The following is a 17,131-nucleotide window of genomic DNA, read 5'->3' as shown; positions in this document are numbered from 1 at the left end:
ACGCACGGAAACCGTTTCGGGCGCAATATCATTTCCGGCACTTGCGCGTTTTCGGGCATTGGCCGAAAGCGGCTTCATCATGACCGCTTCATTCCCCGCGCTTCGCCTTCGTCGCACCCGTTCCGCCCCGTGGAGCCGCGCGCTTCATGCAGAGACGCTGCTGACCCCGGCCGATCTGATATGGCCCCTGTTCATCAGCGAAGGGAAGGGTGTGGAAGAGCCGATCGCCAGCCTGCCCGGCGTCTCGCGCTGGTCGGTGGATGGCATCGTGGCGCGCGCGAAGGAAGCGCGCGATCTGGGGATTACCTGCATCGCGCTCTTCCCCAATACCCCACCCGCCTTGCGCACCGAGCGGGGGGAAGAGGCGCTCAATCCCGATAACCTCATGTGCCGCGCGATCCGCGCGCTGAAGGATCATGTGCCGGAGGTGGGCGTGCTCACCGATGTGGCGCTCGATCCCTATACCGCGCATGGGCATGACGGGCTGGTGGACGATGCCGGTTATGTGGTGAACGATACGACGTCGGACTTGCTCGTGGCGCAGGCGCTCAACCAGGCGCAGGCGGGGGCGGACATCATCGCGCCGTCGGACATGATGGACGGCCGCGTCGGCGCGATCCGGGCCGCGCTGGAAGGCGATGGCCATGTGAACGTGCAGATCATGGCCTATGCCGCCAAATATGCCTCGGCCTTTTATGGCCCGTTCCGCGATGCGGTGGGGTCTCGCGGGCTGCTGAAGGGCGACAAGAAGACCTATCAGATGGACTATGCCAATGCCGAGGAAGCGCTGCGCGAAGTCGCCGCCGATCTGTCGGAGGGGGCGGACAGCGTGATGGTGAAGCCGGGCCTGCCCTATCTCGATATCGTCCGCCGGGTGAAGGAACGGTTCGAAGTCCCGGTGTTCGCTTATCAGGTGTCGGGCGAATATGCGATGATCGAGGCGGCCGCCGCGGCGGGAGCGGGGGACCGCGATGCGCTGGTGCTGGAAACGCTGATGGCGTTCAAGCGGGCGGGCTGCACGGGTGTGCTCACCTATCATGCGGTCCACGCGGCGCGGTTGCTCCATGGCTGATTTTTCGATCATCCCGTTCAATGGAAAGACGCCGCGGATCGATCCCAGCGCCTTTATCGCGCCGGGGTGCCGGATCATCGGCGATGTGGAGATCGGGCCTGAGGCGAGCATCTGGTATAATTGCGTGCTGCGCGGCGATGTGAATTTCATCCGCGTCGGCGCGCGCACCAATATTCAGGATGGCAGCGTGATCCATTGCGATTCCGGCCATGGCACAGGCGGCGGCTATCCCACGATCATCGGCGATGACGTGTTGATCGGCCATCTGGCGATGGTGCATGGCACCTTGCTGAAAGACCGCAGCTTCGTCGGCCTCGGCGCGATCACGATGGACGGCACGGTGATCGAATCGGGCGGCATGATCGCGGCGGGCGGGATGCTCACGCCGGGCAAGACGATCGGCGCGAACGAACTCTGGACCGGGCGGCCCGCCAAATTGATGCGTGTGCTGACCGACGAACAGGTCGCGGGAAACATGATGGGCGTGGAAGGCTATCGTATCCTCGCCAGGGCGCACAAGGCAGAGAATGCGGCGCGCCTAGGCTAACGCAGTCTTAACCATAAGTGCTTAGGCCGTCGTCCATCTTGGGGGACGAATGGCAATGGCGACGATGGCGCAACCACTGGGCGCGATGCGAAACTGGCACGGGCCGGCCTTCGTACTGACCATATTGACCGGCTCATTCCTGCTCTTCCTGGTCCAGCCGATGATCGCGCGCATGGCCCTGCCGCGTCTTGGCGGCGCGCCTGCAGTGTGGAACAGCGCGATGCTGGTGTATCAGGCGCTGCTGCTGGGTGGCTATGCCTATGCCCATGCGATCAGTCGGCTCGCGCCGCGCCGGCAGGTCTTCATCCATCTCGCCCTGTTTGGCCTGGCTTCATTCTGGCTGCCGATCGGCCTAATCGCGGGCGATCCGCCCGCCGATGCGGCGCCGCTGATCTGGGTGCCGTGGCTGCTCGTGCTTTCGATCGGGCCATTGTTCTTCGTGGTGGCGGCGCAAGCACCGCTCATGCAACGCTGGTACAGCCTGTCCAGCGGCGGACGGGATCCCTATGCGCTTTATGCCGCGTCCAATCTGGGCAGCTTCGGCGGCCTGATCGCTTATCCATTGCTGGTCGAACCGCGAATGCCGATCCTGGCGCAAAGCGCACTCTGGACCGGGGGCTATGTCGTGCTGGCGTTGCTGGTGGCCACATGCGCGTTTCTGCTGCCGCGTCAGGGCATAGCCGAAGCACCGGTGGCGCAAGCCCCGGCCATCAGTCTGCCGCGCTTGCTTCAACTCCACTGGATCCTGTTGGCCGCCGTGCCCTCCGGCCTGATGCTGTCGACGACAACCTATCTCACCACCGATATCGTGGCGATGCCGCTTTTGTGGGTGATCCCGCTGGGATTGTATCTGCTCAGTTTCAGCGCCGCCTTTGCAGTCAATCGCACCATGGCCGACGCTGTGACAAAGGCGGCACCGGTATCGATCCTCCTGCTGGGCGGCTTTGCCCTGATCGGGGATCAGGATCAGCCGATCTTCCGTGCGGGATTAAGTGTGCTGCTGCTGCTGGTTGTCTCGATCGCGCTGCACACGAAAATGTATCGCCTGCGCCCCGAAGCAGAGCATCTCACGAATTTCTATCTCTTCATGTCGATCGGCGGCGTCATCGGCGGGCTTTTCGCGGCGCTCATCGCGCCCATGGCGTTCGACTGGACCTATGAACATCCGCTGATGATCATGGCCGCGGCTTTGCTGGTTCCCCATGCGATGGCCTTCGCGCCTTTGCGTCGATTGTGGGGGACGGGGCAGCGTGCCCGGATCATGACGCTGACCGTAGCGCTTTTCGTGCTGCTTCTGTTCGTTCAGGCGGTTTCCCTCGCCCTTCCGCGCGCGTTATGCGGCGCACTCATCCTCGCATTGGGCGTGCTGAGCCTTGGCCGCGCCATCCCGTTGACGATCGCGCTCACCGGATTGTTGCTTACTTTCGGGGGGTGGGAATCGATCGCGGCATCGCTCACGGACAATGCGCGCACCCGGAGCTATTTCGGCATCTATACCATCGTCACTGACAAGAATGCGCAGGCCCGCAAACTGGTGCATGGCACGACCGTGCATGGCATCCAGATATTGAAGCCCGGTCGCGAGACTGAACCCACCAGCTATTACGTCCGAAAATCGGGCGTCGGGCGCGTCATGGCGGCGCTGGATGCCCATGCAAGGGTCGGCATCGTCGGATTGGGAGCGGGCACACTGGCCTGTTACCGCAAACCGGGACAATCGTGGCGTTTTTACGAGATCGACCCGGCGGTTGCGCATATCGCGCGCGATTCGGGGCAGTTCAGCCTGCTGGCGCGTTGCGCACCAGGCGTTCCGATCGATATCGGCGATGCGCGACTGACCTTGCGCGATGCGCAACCGGCGAGCCTCGATTTTCTGGCGCTCGATGCCTTTTCTTCCGATTCGGTTCCGATGCATCTGCTGACCCGCGAAGCATTCGATATTTATGGCCGCACGCTCGCACCCAAGGGAATGCTCCTCGTGCACATTTCAAACCGCTATCTGGAGCTCGAGCCGGTCGTCGCAGCAGCGGCCGCGGCGGGCGGATGGCATGGTGCGATCATGCTCTATGACATCGGCAAGGATAAGAGCGCGGCGCCCTATGCTTCCAGTTCGCTCTGGGTTGCCTTGTCCCGGGATGCTGGCACTGTTGCCGGATTGAACGATATGAGGGGCGATCCGTCCGGGTCGTGGCGTCCGTTGCAGCAAAGGCCGGGCTTCACCGCCTGGACCGATGATTTCTCCAGCATCCTGCCTCTATTGAGGGGCTGGGCGCAATAGTTCAGGGTTGGCGAAGCGCTGACTGCAAGGACAAAAGCTTGGCGGCCTGCCGATCGTAAAGCGTCTGGACTTCGCTGTGCGCGGCTTCGGTTTCGATGAGCCCGCCGGCCTTGGCGTCGGTCACGGCCTTTCCCGCAATCTCGATATAGAGCGAATCGAGCGTGGCCATGGCCGTGGCCGTCGGTGTGCGGGCTGCGTCGAGCACGGAAAGTTGCTGTTGCGCCGTGATCCAGGCCTCTCCGCTCACTGCACCACCGCGCGCGGCGGCAATCGCGCGCTCGGCAGCCGGCAGTGCCGCCGTAAACGCAGCATCACCACCACGCGCCTGGTTCAGCAGCGATTCGAGCTGCCGGCTGACAGCGGCGTCTGCAGGGGCAGGCGGCGGCAGGGGGGTGGATTTGGGCTCCTCGCCGCGCTGCTCGATCGCGCGGGGGGCGAGCGAGGGGTAATTCGAGGCGGTTCTCGCACAGGCCGAAGCAGCGAAAAGGCAGAGCAGAGCGGCGGCAGCGGGAATTTTCATGAAATCGCTCTAGGCGTGGTTGAAAATCACCGCAACGGGGTTGCGTGCTCCGTTCGATCCATCTATGCGCAGCCCTCCAATGCGCCCGTAGCTCAGCTGGATAGAGCATCAGACTACGAATCTGAGGGCCGGGCGTTCGAATCGCTCCGGGCGCACCATTACCCCTCCTCACGCGCATCGCGGCCATCGGCCGGGTGCATCAGGGCGTCAGCGGCGGCTGCCACAATTCGATCGCAAGGCCTTCGGGATCGTGGATTCGTGCGAAGCGGCCGGTGAGCGGATCATCCCATTCGGGCTTGGTGATCACCGCGATGCCCGCGGCTTCCAGACTGGCGATCAGACCATCGAGATCGCTCACGCGGAGGTTGATCATGAAGGCCTTGTCCGCGGCGAAATAATCGCTGTCTTGCCTGAAGGGGGTAAAGACGGTGGGGCCGCCCTGAGCCATCCACAGCCATTCATTGGGCTGGGCCTGCGGATCGGAGACGCAGCCCGCGCCGACGCCCAAATGGTCGCGATACCAGCGCGTGAGCGCATCGGGATCGCGCGCGCGGAAAAACAGGCCACCCATTCCCAAGACCGGCATGAAGATCCTCCCATGATCTGCGCCTCTCGCAACGCAGATATAGCAGATTGCGCGCGGGAGCGCACATCCCCTTGCCCCGCCTCCCGGAATTTGGCATGGGCCTGCTTCCGCGCGAGCGCGGGCGCTTAGCTCAGTTGGTAGAGCATCTCGTTTACACCGAGAGGGTCGGCGGTTCGAGCCCGTCAGCGCCCACCATCGGCCTTCGGCTCAGGCCAGAAAGGCCCGGATCCGTTCGATCACCAATTCCATCGCGGGCTCATGTGAACGCAGGATATGATTGTCCGTATCCAGCGTGACGAGCGATGCGCCGCGGATCGACGCGGCGAGTTCCATTGCCTGATCGATCCCGATGCGCTGATCGCCGCGCGCGTGCAGCACCAGAGTGGGCACATCGAGCGCGGTCAGCCGGTGGCGCACGTCGATATCACCGAACAGATCGAGGAAGGCCGCCGCGTTGGCGGGGGAGACCGTGCGGCGCTGGAAATCGTTGAACCAGTCCAACTCCGCGGGCGTGGCGGAGGGGGTGAAGCTCTGCGAGAAGATCTGGCGATAGGCGGGGGAATCCTTGCCCCAGCCATGTTTGACCAGCGTGATGATCGCCTCGCGCTCGGCGGCGTCGCCCGCGTCCAGGCGGTGCCGCCAGCCGGTGCTGTAGCCGCCCAGGAGGATGAGATGGGAGACGCGGTGGGGATGGCGCGCGGCATATTCGATCGAGACCGCACATCCCTGAGACAGGCCGAACAGCGGGAAGCGCTCGAGCCCGAGCGCGTCGACCACCGTTTCCAGATCGGTGACCAGCGATTCGAAGGTGAGCGGTCCGATCTCCCAATCCGAAAGGCCATTGCCGCGCTCGTCATAGCGGACCAGCCGGAAATGCTCGGATAGCCCCTCCACCATGCGGCCCCACAGCGGGCTGCCCCAATCCAGCTCGAGATGATTGAGCCAGTTGGCGGTCTTGACCAGCATCGGCCCTGCGCCCGTGACGGAATAAGCGATGCGCACGCCATCGGGCGCGCGGCAATAATGCACGTCCTGATGCTTTGGCGGCGGAGAGGGGGCGGGATCGGTCGCGTCGACCAGGCCGTCGCGCGCGGCGGACAGGCGCAGGCGGACCGCCTCAGGCTGCGCCGGATCCACCGCGGCGGTGGCCAGCCATGCGGCGCGACGGTGATCGAGCGCCATGCGCTCGGCCCGCAGCCACAGCGCATAATCATCGAGACCCGAGAGATCGAGGCCGGGCAGCGGGGCTTCCAGCGCGCGCGCAGCGTCGAGCCGCGCGATTGTGAAACCCGCGGCGTGGAGCGCGACGCGTTCGCGGTCCGCCACCAGCAATGCTGAATCGGGGCCGAGCATCGTGCGGATCTTGGTAAGCGACCAGCGCAGCGCCGCGCGCGGATCATCGGGCAGATCGAAGAATAATTCGCACAGCCGATCGCGGCGCACGGCTTTGCCATGCAGCAGGAGATAGACGAACAAAGCGCGGGTCTTGCGCGAGGCAGGCAGCGCGAGCGGCGCGCCGGCGCGGACCAGCGCCAGTTCGCCGAACACCTCCACCTCTATCGTGTCACCGACGCGCTCCATGGCGGCCTGCTCCCTTGCGTGATCGGCATGGTTTCAACGCCTGCGTAACAAATTTCAACGCTGGTTCAAACGCTGCGCCCAACGCGCCGGGATCAGGACGGCCTCCAGCAAACACAGGAGCGGAGCGATGTTGAAACATTTGAGCAGCCGGAGCGAGGTGCTGGCCAGTTGGGCGGTGCTGATGAGCGTGTGGATATTGATCCCGCAGATCGTGCTGATCTGAGCGGGCGGAACGGGTTTTCAAACAAGAAGAGGATTTCAGAGATGTGCAATAGCATGACGATCGATGCGCCGCAGGCGGACGCCCTGACTCCGGCCGAAACGGCGTTCACAGGAAAGCTGATCGAGATGATCAATCATGGCGCGACGGGGCTGATGCTTTCCGTGGGGCATCGCACCGGGCTGTTCGAGGCAATGCGCGACGGGCGCGGCATGACGAGCGAGCAACTGGCGCATCGCGCCGGGCTGAATGAACGCTATGTGCGCGAATGGCTGGGCGCGATGACCACGGCGGGCATCGTATCGTTCGACCGGGATGCCAGACTCTATACGCTGCCCGAGGCGCACAGACCGTTTTTGGGGCGCGGGGCGGCCAAGGGTTCGATGTCCAGCATGTTCCAGTTTCTCGCAGTGCTCGGCGGAGTGGAAAGCCGGATCGTGGAATGCTTCCACAAGGGCGGTGGGGTTTCCTATGCGGAATTTGAACGGTTTCACGAGTGCATGGCCGAGGAGAGCGAACAGACCGTGGTGGTGGCGCTGGACGATGCGATCCTGCCGCTGGCACCGGGGCTGATTGCGCGGCTTGAGGCGGGGATCGCCGTGGCGGATATCGGCTGCGGGATCGGCAAGGCGATGAACCATCTGGCCGCGCGCTTTCCCAACAGCCATTTCACCGGATTCGACCTGTGCGAGGAGACCATCCTGCTGGCGCAGCTCGATGCGCGCGAACAGGGGCTGGAGAATGTGCGCTTCGCGGCAGTGGACGCCACGGGGCTGGCGGGCGACGCGCAGTTCGATCTGATCTTCACCTTCGACGCGGTGCATGATCAGGCCGAGCCGGCCGCGGTGCTGGCGCATATCCGGCGGCTGCTGAAGCCCGGCGGCGTCTATCTGATGCAGGATATCGACGCCGCGAGCGATGTGGCGGACAATATGGACAATCTGCTGGCACCCTTCACCTATACGATTTCCTGTATGCACTGCATGACCGTATCGCTGGCGCAGGGCGGGCAGGGTCTGGGCGCGGCCTGGGGCGAGCAACTCGCGCTGGCGATGCTCAAGGGCGCTGGCTTTGCCGATGTGACGACGCACCGGCTGCCGCACGATATCCAGAATCTCTATTATGTGTGTCGGTAATGTACGTCACTCATCGTCATGCTGAACTTGTTTCAGCATCCATTGGTCCGTCCGGCCCATGTTCGTGACTTTGGAATGGACCCTGAAACAAGTTCAGGGTGACGGTTGCTTTGCGACTCAAAGCCCCCGCACGAGCCGCACGGCCATGGCGATCCAGGGGGGATCGGCGATGACATGCTGGCGCGCGCCGGATTCGAGCGGGAGGAGATGGAGCTTGCCGCCTTCGGACGCCGGCGCTTCACGGCCGATGAGGCGGCCGAAGACGAAACGGCCGGCGGGGCGGGGGATGAGCACGTCGCGATTGAGCGCGAGGCCAAAGGCTCCGGGCGCGAGCTTGCGGCACCAGATTTCGTCTCCGGCGCGGTAATCGCCCGTGCCGGTCTCGACGAGGATCGCGACCAGATCGGGCGCGGCGAGCGGCGGGGTGACGACCTGTTCATGGCGCGGCGCGTGCGGGCCTTCCGCCCCGAGGATCGCGGCCACCGGAAGATCGGCGCGATCCGGCAATTTCACCAGATCGGCGGCGGTGACGCCCAGCGCATCGGCGATGCGATTGAGCCAGCCGACCGACACGGTGCGCGTGCCGGTTTCGAGCCGTCCGATGGTCTGCGCGGTGGTCGGTGGTCGGCAGAGTGCGGCGACATCGGCCAGCGTAAGCTTCTTCGCGCGGCGCACCTCGCGGATTGCGGTGATCATCTTTGCCCCCAAAGCGTTCGTGTAACCGATACGGTTTGTTTCTTTCCTACAATATTGCCTTCGTGGCAAGAGGGGGCGATTCGGACGCGGAGGTTGCTATGCAGGAATTGATCGAATGCGGCTTTGAAGATGGCGTGATCGTGCCGCGGCGGCGCGGCCGCAGCGTGACGGTCAACATGGCTGAATCGCCCTTGTCATGGCTGCGCGCGCGGGGGATGGTTTCGGCGCGGCAATATGAAGCGGGGGAGCGACTGCGCGCGGATTACGAGATGGCGTCGCTCGGCCCGCGGGTGACGATGGGCTGGAATGCGGCACCCGTGGCGAAGGGCCGGCGCGGTGCGCCCGATGCGATCGATCCCACGCTGGCGCAGATTGCGGCGAAGCGGCGGTTCGACGCGGCGGCGGGTGCGGCGGGGCCGGGGCTGAACGATGTGCTGTGGCGGGTGGTGTGCGCGGGTGAGGGGCTGGCCCATGCGGAAAAGGCGCTGGGATGGCCGGTGCGCGCGGGGAAATTGGTGCTCGGTTTGGCGCTGGACCGGCTGGCGGATCATTATGGGCTGGGGTGATCCCAGGCACCGTTTGGGCTGAGGGCTATTGGGATTTGGCCGATTTATCCTGGGCGGGTGGCTCCTCACACGACCGGGGCGGCGTGGGTGCGCGGGGCGTTCGCGTCTTCACACCCGCGGCCTGCAGCATTTCGGCCAGTTCGGGATCGGCGACGTAGCGCGCGAAGGGGTGGGGATGCTCTTTGCGCAGGCAATAAGGAAAGAGCGGCCAGCGCTGGGCGAGCGCCAGGCCCAATGCGGGTCTGAAACCGAAATCGGTGGGGTTGAGCGCCTTGGAGGGCAGGAAATATTTGCCCAGCACCGGATCACCGGGATTGAGGGTGTAGCGGATCTCGACAAGGCCTGGCGGCACGGGGCGGAGATTCTTGCACTCTTGCGGGGCGAGACCGTCATCGGGGAGATCGGCATAGCCGGGCATTCGGAAATCCACGCAGCCGATCGCGCCGGCCATGAAGATCAGCCGGTAGCGATTGCGATGATCGGGCAAGGGCGGGGGGTTGAGGAAGCCGGGATTGCCCGCCACGCCATCATCGGGATCGAAATCCAGCGCCTCTATGCCTCGCATGAAACCCGCATCCTGGGGCAGATCAGCGAGCGCGGCGAGGACGACTGCGGCACCGCGGCTGTGCGAGATGAGGTGCACGTCCTTATCCTTCACGCGGGCGAGGATGCGACGGAGACCGCGCGCGCCCGCGACCTTGCTATAGGCGGCGGCATCGAACCAGAAGCGTGCCGGGGCGATGCTCATGCTGGTCTTGGGCGGATTGGTGACCAGACCATCCCAATAGAATTCCACGATCCCGTCCCCGGCCCGCGGCGCGATCGTCTGGCGGATCACGCGATAGGCGTCGCGCGCCTCCTCCTCGTCATTGTTGATGCCATGGACCAGAATGAAGAGGCGCTTGCGCCCGGCCATGAAGCGTTCGAGTTCGTCGAGCTGACGCGCTTCATCGGATTTGATCAGGGCGTAGAGCGCGGGCTTCGGCTTTGCCGGATCGAGACTTTCGGCGAGCAGCGATCCGGCGTGCCATTTCTTGTGCGGCGGGGTGAAGGCGCGATCCCAGCGGCTGGGATAGAAGGTGCCGTTGCTATCGGTGAACACGCGGCGCACCTCGGCCACCGGGCTGGCGGTGAAGCTGTGCGTATAGGGGAAATTATGCCGATAGGCGCAGCCGCCCGTCAGCAGGAGCAATGCTGCAAACCCCAAGCGGACCCAGTGCATCTAGGGGTTGGCTCCCATGTCGATTTTGGCTTCGGTTTCGGCCGCGGCTTCGGCGGGCTTCATGAACTTGCCATAGGCCCAGCCGATTGCGATCAGCGCGAGGCCAAGACCAAGGAAGGAGAGGATGCGCAAAATGCCCTCCAGCGCGGCGGCGTCGACGAGAAACACCTTCAATGTGACCGCGGTGAGCAAGCCGAGGCCGGCCAGGCGGATGCCCCGCGTGCCGGTCATCAGGCCGCGTGCCAGCCAGAGCAGGGCGAGGCCGAGCAGGATGGCGGAATAGAGATAATTTTCTCCGGTGTGGATCGTGAAACCGTTGATCAGCGTGCCGTGGGTCAATTGGCGGACCGCGCCGAGGGTGGCGAGGATCACGAGCAGGAGCGCCGCGCCATGGGCGAGCTTTGCGATCTGGGCGCGCGCGATGTGCGGCACCGACAGGCGCAGCCAGAGCGCGGCGAGACCGGTGTGGATCACGGCGAGGTTGAGGATCGGGAGGCTGCCCACCTGCTGCGCGATCAGAAGCGGCGACAGGAACAGCAGATCGAACCAGAGGAAGCGGAAGAGGGCGAGGCCGATCAGCACATAGCCTGCCGGTTTCAATCGGGGGATCCGGGCGAGCGCGGCCCAGCCTGCGGCGAACAGCGCCTGGGTGATCAGCGCGCGTTCGAGCAGGCCCAGGCTGAGGAATTGCGCGTTGGTGGCGATGGCGAGCGGCTGCTTGGCGAGCGCATAGAGCATGGCGGTGAGCGCGACGCCGGTGGCCAGCAGGATCGGCGGGCGGGCGCGGGGATCGATCAGCGCCGGGCGCATCCAGAAGAGACCAGCCAGGATCGCAGCCGGGGCACCGGCCTCGCGCAGCAGCGTGAAGATCGGTGGGATGAACGGATAGGGGACCGTCTCCCCGATGAGCGAGCGCAGCAGAAGAGCGGCCATGGGGGCGAGCGCGGGCAGCATGGCGATAAAGGCGGCGATGATCGAGGCGAGCGCGCCATTCTTCGGGAGCAGGCGGGGTGCGGCGGGCGCGGCGCAGGCAGTGGCGATCAGCGCGAGCGCGATCGCGTGCCAGGGCGCGGGGATGATCGCGAGCGGCACGCTGATCGCGAGCAGCCAGGCGGCCCAGTGAATGAAGGGCTGCGCATGGCGGCCGCGCAGGCACCATGCGGCGAGCCCGAGGAATATTGCCGGGAGCAGCCCGAATTGCAGGACGATCTTGATCGCAGGGATTGCGCCGCCGCCGAAGACGGACTCGGCATAAGCGGTGGCGCGCAGGCCGTAATAGCCAAGCACCGCAAGGGGCGTGGGGATGAGCGCGGCGCGCGCGGTCCAGCGGTCTCCGGTGGTGCGCGACCAGGCGGCGAGCGCGGCGGCGGAGGCGAGCAGGACGGCGGCGAACCAGTCCGGCGCGGCGACCTGCGCGATCGCGATGATCGCGAGCAAAGCGGCGGTGGCCGCGCTGGTGGCGAGGCCGAGAATGGCTGTGAGGTTGATGGGAAATGTTGAAGTGCCCACCCCCAGCCCCTCCCGGGAGGCCGGGAGGGGAGTTTGATCGAGCGCTTCTCCCCCCTTCCCGCTCTTGCGGGAGGGGCTGGGGGTGGGCACTTCTTCTAGCTCTCCGACATCCGCCATATCGCGATAGCGCCAGCTCAGCGACGCGCACGCCGCCGCTGCCAGTGCGGCCAGAATGAAGCGCACCCCATCGCCGGGCAGGTCCGTCCCGAGCGCATAGGTCAGGATGAGCGGCGTGGCGGTCGCACCTAGCGCGATGGCGGTCCATTGGCGCTGATCGGGCCGGCGGCGCGCGAGCGTATGGCCGGCCACGCCGAACAGCAGGGTGAAGCCGAGTGCGGCCAGCGGGGCGTTGGCCGGGTCGGCGTTTAGGAAAGCGATGACGAGCAGCACCAGCATCAGGCAAAGCGCGGCACCCGCGCCGGGGGTTAGTCTGGGATCGCGCCAGGCCAGGAACAGGGCCGCGGCGGCGAGCAGGCCGTAAAGCCCCCAGGCGAGCGGGCTGAACTGAAGCTGGGGCGCGAGCAGGACGAGCTGGATCAGCCCGACGACGAGCGGCGCGAGCCGGACGGGGGTGCGCTGCGTGCCCGCCTTGGGCAGCGCCAGCGTGGCGGCGAAGGCCAGCACGATGACGAACAGGCCAAGCCATTGCAGCTCTTCGGGGGCCGCCAGGGCCATCAGCACCAAGGGCCAGGCCAGGCCGCCGCCGGTGGCCGCGAGCGCGAGCCACATCCAGCCGCGATGGATGGCGAGCGCGAACAGCCCCGCGGTGAACAAGGCGAGATAGACGAGCAGGGGCGCGATGCTGTGTGGATCGATCCCGGTGACGAAGGGCGCGAGGAAGCCGCCGAGCAGCCCCATGATCGCGGTGGGCGGGCCATGGCGGAGCGAGAGGCCGAGTGCGGCGAGCGTGATCGCGATCATCGCGACAAAGGCTGATCCCGCGCCGACGAGGCCGTAAAGCTCGGCCGCCATATAGAGCGTGCCATAAAGGCTGGCGATGCCTGCGCCGGCCAATGCCTGGGCGACGCGGGGATCGTCCCGCGTGGCGTTCAGGCGGCGCGTGACTTCGCTGCCGGCAAGCAAGGCAAGGCCGAACAATGCGCCGATGATGGAGCGGACGCCGGGGCCGAGCAGGCCACTTTCGATGGAGAAGCGCACGAGGAAGAAGGCCGAGAGGATCAGCGCGACGCCGCCGATCCAGATCGGGAGCTTGCCGCCGATGAGATTTTCGAGGCCGCCGGATTGGGATCTGGCCGGCCTGATCGGGGCGGGCTCTTCTGCGGGGAGCGGGATTTCAGATACGGGTTCAGGCGGCGGCGCGGTGATCGTCTCCACCGAAGGTGCGGCGATATGCGCCGCGCGGCGGACGATACGCGCGGGCGTGACGACGGGGAGCGCTGAATCGGCGATCGTTACGGCTGGCGATTCGGGAATGGGCAATACGGCGACATCGGCATCATCGCGCGCGGCCAATTGCCGTTCAAGCAGGGTTACCCGCGCGGCGAGGCGCAACAGCATGACGAAAAGGGCGATGACGGCGATCGTCAGGAGGAACATGCGCGGGTCCGTCTGGTTGGCGGGCCGGGCGACCATGACATGGCCGCGCGACAATGTCGCCCCTTGGCTAGCGGGCGGCGTTGGGCGCGGCGGCGCGCCTGACCGCGCGGGCGAAGGCCAGACCGCGATCGGGCGCCAGTTCGAAAAAGAGCTGCGGCTCGATCAGTTCAAGCTCCATCAGGAGATAGCCGCCCGCGCCATCGGCCACCAGATCGACCCGGGCATAGAGCGGCGGCGCGCCGATCAGCGCGAGCACGGACTGCGCAGCGGCCAGCGCGGCGGGCGGCGCTTCTGTGGCGACATTGCGGCCGCCATATTGGATCTGGACGCGAAAATCACCGGACTGCGGCACTTTGAGCACGGCATGGCTGAACGCGCCGCCGAAATAGAAAAGCGAATATTCGCCCTCGCTTGAGATGGCGGGGAGCATGGGCTGGATCAGCGTGGGGCCGCCGAGCGCGCTTTCTGGCAAGGGATTGCCCGGTTGGACCGGAATCACGCCATGCGCGCCCGCCGAGATGGTTGGCTTGGCGATGAGCGCGATATCGCCGAAAACCGCGCGGGCCTCATCCAGCAACGCCGGTGTTGCGGCTTCTGCAAAAACCGAGGGCACGACGGGCGCGCCGCGATCCGCGAAATCGAGCAGATAGGTCTTTTCGCCATTCCAGCGCAGCATGGCGGGGGGATTGGCCATGCGAATATTGGCGGCTTCCCAATCATCCAGCTTTGCACGCCACAGCGCGGGCGCGTCATGATAGCCCCAGACGAGCAAGGGCAGGACGAGATCGTAACGCGCGAGATCCGCCCCGGATGTCCATGGCACGAAATCCGGCACGATCCCGTCCAGCGCCAGAGCGGCGGTGAGGATTCCGCGCTGGATCGGCAGCATCGGCGCATAAGCGGTATGGTCGGGATCGGGGACGAGAATGGCGATCTTGGGCATCGCGCGGGAATAGGGGCTGGATGGGCGGGGTGGCAAGGGCTCGCCACTCTTCTGTCATCCTCGCGAACGCGGGGATCCCGCTTTTATGTGAAGCATCCGAAGAAGAAGCGGGATCCCCGCGTTCACGGGGATGACGGGAGGAAAGAGCGGCGCTAGGCTGTGGCAGAATAGGACATGAGGGGCTGCGTGATGATGATACTCTATGGCAATTCGATATCGCCTTATGTGCGCAAGGTCTTGGCCTATGGCGCTGAAAAGGGGCTGGAATTCGATCTGCGCATGGCGGGCATGGGCGTGGGCGACGCGGACTTCGTGGAGGCCAGCCCGTTTCGCAAGATGCCGGGTTTCCGCGACGTGGGCGGTGGCGAGGATGGCGGGGATTTCACCATCTGCGATTCCACCGCGATCATCGCCTATCTGGAGGCCAAATATCCCGAACCCAATCTGATCCCGAAAAGCCCGGCAGCCCATGCGCGGACGATCTGGTATGAGGAATTCGGCGACACCATTTTGATGGGAACGGGGCGCAAGATGTTCTTCAACCGGCTGGTCTCGCCGCGCTTCCTGAAAATACCGGGCAATCTGGAAGAGGCGGATCTGGCGGAGCGCGACGAATTGCCGCCAATCCTGGACTATCTGGAAAGCGTGATCCCGGACTCCGGATTTCTGGTGGAGGACCGGCTGACCCTGGCCGATCTGGCGGTGGCCAGCCCGTTTGCCAATCTGGGGCATATCAACGTCACCGTGGACCCCGCCACCTATCCACGCACCGCGGCCTATGTCGACGCCATCCTCGCCCGGCCGAGCTTCGCCCATATCGTGGCGGGGGAGCGGGCGTTTCTGGCGCGGTGATCTCGAGACGGGATATTCTGGCGGGGAGCGCGATTTCGGCGGCGCTGTTTGCCGGGCGTGCTGGCGCGGCGGTGCCGGTTCCTGTGGATGCGGCGTCGGCGCATGGGTTCATCCTGTCGCTGGGCTATGCCGGGACGGTCCGTCCCTTGGCCAATACGCATAATGACGGCGCGCTGATCGCGGCGCGGCTGGGGGCGCTGCAATTCGGGACGGTGGATCATCTGCGCGATCCCGACGAGACGGTGTTCACCCAGCGGCTGCAGGCGTTCATGGAGCGGGTGAAGCCCGGCGATCTGGCGTTCCTTTATTATGCCGGGCATGGCGTTCAGATCCGCGGCGTCAACTATCTGCTGATGGAGAACGGGCGGACCTTCATCTCCATGCAATCGCTGATCGAGACCCTGCGCGGCGCGACGGATACGATCGTATTGCTGCTCGACGCCTGCCGCACCGCGCTGGACGGCGCGATCCCCGCGCGCGAGGGGCGCGGGCTGAGCGTGGTGAGCGCGACCGAAGCGGAATTGCTGCTAATGCCGAAGGGGGACGGGCGTGATGAACTGGGGTTCGAGCTGAAGGCGATCGCGGGGGGCGCGCCGGCGCGGCGGATCGGATCGTTCGAATTGCGCGGCACAGGGATCAAGATCGTGTTCGCCACCGACCCCCAGAATGTGGCGGCGGACGCGGCCGAATTGGGCGACCGCAACAGCCCGTTCGCCTTCGCCATCGCGCGACGGCTGGGGGAGCGGCGGAGCCTGGACGATGTGATCTCGCTGGCGACCGGTGACGTTGTGACCGCAACCGGCGGCGCGCAATCGCCCTGGGCGCAAGGCTCGATCGGCCGCCCGATCTTCCTGGCGGGGCCACCGCTCAACAGGAACCCGGCGAAGGTGCCGTTTCAGGTGCCGGGGTGATTTCAGCCCTCTCCCGCGGAAAGCGGGAAAGGGCTTAGAAGGTGGAGGCGCTCGTTCTGTCCTAGAACCGCATCGACATGTTCAGTTCCGGGGCGATGGCGAAGATGGGGTAGGCACCCTTGGTCTGGACATAGAAGACATAGCCGCGGCCGCGGGTGCCGATGGTGAGGCGGTCGGTAAGGAAATAATTATAGCCGAGCGCGATGTCTCCGATATAGCCGATCCCCTGTGTGTCACGCTGCGAGACGCGCGTGACGCCGGCGAATGTGGCGGTCTCGTCTTCCTTATAGTGGCCGAGACCTAGGCCGAAGCTGAATTGCGCGGAGACCGCGTGGCGGCTTTGTGCGCCCAGGCGGCTGGCGAGGCGCAGGCCGATCTCCGCAGCGTCAATCGAGAAATCATAATCATTATCCTCGACATCCGCGCCGCCATCGATCAGCGTTTCGCGCGCCTTGGCGGAAAAACGATGATAGCCGCCGATGATGGTGACGTTGGTTTCGGATGGGGTATATTCGGCGAGCAATGCCAGTTCGCGACGGTTGCCGCGATAAGCGTAACGCGCGCGGCGGGCGCTGTCATCAAAGACATAGGTGCCATTGCCCTTGCCATAAAGATAGGTGGCGGTGACGCCGAAGCGGCCATCGGGATTGCGCAGGCTGACCGAAGCGCCCGCGCTGATCAGCGTTTCGAGACCATCCGCATCGGCATCGGGCAGAAAGAAGACATTCTGGACGCGGGGCGTGACTGTGACGCTCCATTTTGGCGGCACCTCCTCGGCTTCATCCTGCGCGATGGCGGGCGCGACGGCGTTCAGCGCCAGCACGCCAGCCAGAATGAAGCGATATCCCATCATGGCAGCCCCCCACCCAACGGCGTGATCGCCGTCTCCGCGCAAGCATGGCATCAGCGTCGAGCTTGCACAATATCAATTGTCG

General features: G+C 65.3%; 15 protein-coding genes and 2 tRNA genes. 9 read left to right on the top strand and 8 right to left on the bottom strand.

The window, feature by feature from the left end; all coding sequences use genetic code 11:
• The first annotated feature begins 79 nt into the window (after positions 1-79).
• Genes hemB through FHS49_RS09125 form a run of 3 tightly spaced genes read left to right on the top strand, consistent with a single transcriptional unit; the run spans position 80 to position 3,897 of the window.
• The gene (gene hemB / locus FHS49_RS09135; protein ID WP_184017663.1) at positions 80-1,072 is read left to right on the top strand and encodes a porphobilinogen synthase; all 993 of its coding nucleotides are present in this window, start codon (positions 80-82) and stop codon (positions 1,070-1,072) included.
• Positions 1,065-1,619, top strand: a complete 555-nt coding sequence (locus FHS49_RS09130; protein ID WP_184017661.1) for a gamma carbonic anhydrase family protein — start codon at positions 1,065-1,067, stop codon at positions 1,617-1,619. Before hemB ends, FHS49_RS09130 begins: the two co-directional genes overlap by 8 nt.
• Positions 1,620-1,674: 55 nt before the next feature.
• Positions 1,675-3,897: a fused MFS/spermidine synthase gene (locus FHS49_RS09125; protein ID WP_425502685.1), complete on the top strand. Its 2,223-nt coding sequence runs from the start codon at positions 1,675-1,677 to the stop codon at positions 3,895-3,897.
• A 1-nt stretch (position 3,898) separates the two neighbouring features.
• Here the strand turns inward: FHS49_RS09125 and FHS49_RS09120 are convergent, their stop codons facing one another.
• Entirely contained in the window at positions 3,899-4,417 is a 519-nt protein-coding gene (locus FHS49_RS09120) for a hypothetical protein (protein WP_184017659.1), read from the bottom strand.
• Positions 4,418-4,498: 81 nt separating this feature from the next.
• Here FHS49_RS09120 and FHS49_RS09115 point away from each other — a divergent pair.
• Positions 4,499-4,575, top strand: a tRNA-Arg gene (locus FHS49_RS09115).
• 41 nt (positions 4,576-4,616) lie between these two features.
• Here FHS49_RS09115 and FHS49_RS09110 read toward each other — a convergent pair.
• Positions 4,617-5,003, bottom strand: coding sequence for a VOC family protein (locus tag FHS49_RS09110; RefSeq protein ID WP_184017657.1), 387 nt, complete (start codon positions 5,001-5,003; stop codon positions 4,617-4,619).
• 119 nt (positions 5,004-5,122) lie between these two features.
• Here FHS49_RS09110 and FHS49_RS09105 point away from each other — a divergent pair.
• Positions 5,123-5,198, top strand: a tRNA-Val gene (locus tag FHS49_RS09105).
• A 12-nt stretch (positions 5,199-5,210) separates the two neighbouring features.
• Here FHS49_RS09105 and FHS49_RS09100 read toward each other — a convergent pair.
• A complete protein-coding gene (locus tag FHS49_RS09100) occupies positions 5,211-6,584 on the bottom strand; it encodes a bifunctional AfsR/SARP family transcriptional regulator/alpha/beta hydrolase (RefSeq protein ID WP_184017655.1) in 1,374 nt (457 codons plus the stop codon).
• A 276-nt stretch (positions 6,585-6,860) separates the two neighbouring features.
• On the opposite strand from FHS49_RS09100, the gene FHS49_RS09095 reads away from it, so the two are divergent.
• Entirely contained in the window at positions 6,861-7,940 is a 1,080-nt protein-coding gene (locus FHS49_RS09095) for a class I SAM-dependent methyltransferase (RefSeq protein ID WP_184017654.1), read from the top strand.
• Between the two features lie 117 nt (positions 7,941-8,057).
• Here FHS49_RS09095 and FHS49_RS09090 read toward each other — a convergent pair whose 3' ends face one another.
• The gene (locus tag FHS49_RS09090) at positions 8,058-8,636 is read right to left on the bottom strand and encodes a helix-turn-helix domain-containing protein (RefSeq protein WP_184017653.1); all 579 of its coding nucleotides are present in this window, start codon (positions 8,634-8,636) and stop codon (positions 8,058-8,060) included.
• A 98-nt stretch (positions 8,637-8,734) separates the two neighbouring features.
• Between FHS49_RS09090 and FHS49_RS09085 the strand changes: the two genes are divergently transcribed.
• Entirely contained in the window at positions 8,735-9,202 is a 468-nt protein-coding gene (locus FHS49_RS09085; RefSeq protein ID WP_184017650.1) for a DUF6456 domain-containing protein, read from the top strand.
• 25 nt (positions 9,203-9,227) lie between these two features.
• Here the strand turns inward: FHS49_RS09085 and FHS49_RS09080 are convergent, their stop codons facing one another.
• From FHS49_RS09080 to FHS49_RS09070, 3 genes are read right to left on the bottom strand one after another with little or no spacing between them, the layout of a single operon-like run.
• Positions 9,228-10,424 carry an alpha/beta hydrolase gene (locus tag FHS49_RS09080; RefSeq protein WP_184017648.1) on the bottom strand — a complete coding sequence of 399 codons (1,197 nt, stop codon included), beginning with the start codon at positions 10,422-10,424 and terminating at the stop codon, positions 9,228-9,230.
• Positions 10,425-13,544 (bottom strand): DUF2339 domain-containing protein, encoded by a 3,120-nt coding sequence (locus FHS49_RS09075; protein ID WP_184017647.1) that lies wholly within the window; start codon positions 13,542-13,544, stop codon positions 10,425-10,427.
• Positions 13,545-13,557: 13 nt separating this feature from the next.
• Positions 13,558-14,433 (bottom strand): ATP-grasp domain-containing protein, encoded by an 876-nt coding sequence (locus FHS49_RS09070; protein WP_221240455.1) that lies wholly within the window; start codon positions 14,431-14,433, stop codon positions 13,558-13,560.
• A gap of 189 nt (positions 14,434-14,622) precedes the next feature.
• Between FHS49_RS09070 and FHS49_RS09065 the strand changes: the two genes are divergently transcribed.
• Complete coding sequence (locus FHS49_RS09065) at positions 14,623-15,285, top strand: glutathione S-transferase family protein (protein ID WP_343052942.1); 663 nt, start codon at positions 14,623-14,625, stop codon at positions 15,283-15,285.
• Positions 15,282-16,196, top strand: coding sequence for a caspase family protein (locus tag FHS49_RS09060; RefSeq protein WP_184017645.1), 915 nt, complete (start codon positions 15,282-15,284; stop codon positions 16,194-16,196). The genes FHS49_RS09065 and FHS49_RS09060 overlap by 4 nt, the downstream gene beginning before the upstream one ends.
• Before the next feature lie 61 nt (positions 16,197-16,257).
• Here FHS49_RS09060 and FHS49_RS09055 read toward each other — a convergent pair whose 3' ends face one another.
• On the bottom strand, positions 16,258-17,049 hold the full coding sequence (locus FHS49_RS09055; RefSeq protein ID WP_184017643.1) for a hypothetical protein: 792 nt from the start codon (positions 17,047-17,049) through the stop codon (positions 16,258-16,260).
• Positions 17,050-17,131: the final 82 nt, after the last annotated feature.

This window comes from Sphingobium boeckii, assembly GCF_014199215.1.
In the GTDB taxonomy this organism is placed as follows: Bacteria; Pseudomonadota; Alphaproteobacteria; order Sphingomonadales; family Sphingomonadaceae; genus Sphingobium_A; species Sphingobium_A boeckii.
This window is presented reverse-complemented; position numbering and strand designations above follow the sequence as displayed.

What these genes read in the sequence shown, in the direction of transcription:
- hemB (WP_184017663.1), top strand. Translation starts at nt 80, where the DNA reads ATGACCGCTTCATTCCCCGCGCTTCGCCTTCGTCGCACCCGTTCCGCC.
- FHS49_RS09130 (WP_184017661.1), top strand. Translation starts at nt 1,065, where the DNA reads ATGGCTGATTTTTCGATCATCCCGTTCAATGGAAAGACGCCGCGGATC.
- FHS49_RS09125 (WP_425502685.1), top strand. Translation starts at nt 1,675, where the DNA reads ATGGCGACGATGGCGCAACCACTGGGCGCGATGCGAAACTGGCACGGG.
- FHS49_RS09120 (WP_184017659.1), bottom strand. Translation starts at nt 4,417, where the DNA reads ATGAAAATTCCCGCTGCCGCCGCTCTGCTCTGCCTTTTCGCTGCTTCG.
- FHS49_RS09110 (WP_184017657.1), bottom strand. Translation starts at nt 5,003, where the DNA reads ATGCCGGTCTTGGGAATGGGTGGCCTGTTTTTCCGCGCGCGCGATCCC.
- FHS49_RS09100 (WP_184017655.1), bottom strand. Translation starts at nt 6,584, where the DNA reads ATGGAGCGCGTCGGTGACACGATAGAGGTGGAGGTGTTCGGCGAACTG.
- FHS49_RS09095 (WP_184017654.1), top strand. Translation starts at nt 6,861, where the DNA reads ATGACGATCGATGCGCCGCAGGCGGACGCCCTGACTCCGGCCGAAACG.
- FHS49_RS09090 (WP_184017653.1), bottom strand. Translation starts at nt 8,636, where the DNA reads ATGATCACCGCAATCCGCGAGGTGCGCCGCGCGAAGAAGCTTACGCTG.
- FHS49_RS09085 (WP_184017650.1), top strand. Translation starts at nt 8,735, where the DNA reads ATGCAGGAATTGATCGAATGCGGCTTTGAAGATGGCGTGATCGTGCCG.
- FHS49_RS09080 (WP_184017648.1), bottom strand. Translation starts at nt 10,424, where the DNA reads ATGCACTGGGTCCGCTTGGGGTTTGCAGCATTGCTCCTGCTGACGGGC.
- FHS49_RS09070 (WP_221240455.1), bottom strand. Translation starts at nt 14,433, where the DNA reads ATGCCCAAGATCGCCATTCTCGTCCCCGATCCCGACCATACCGCTTAT.
- FHS49_RS09065 (WP_343052942.1), top strand. Translation starts at nt 14,623, where the DNA reads ATGATGATACTCTATGGCAATTCGATATCGCCTTATGTGCGCAAGGTC.
- FHS49_RS09055 (WP_184017643.1), bottom strand. Translation starts at nt 17,049, where the DNA reads ATGATGGGATATCGCTTCATTCTGGCTGGCGTGCTGGCGCTGAACGCC.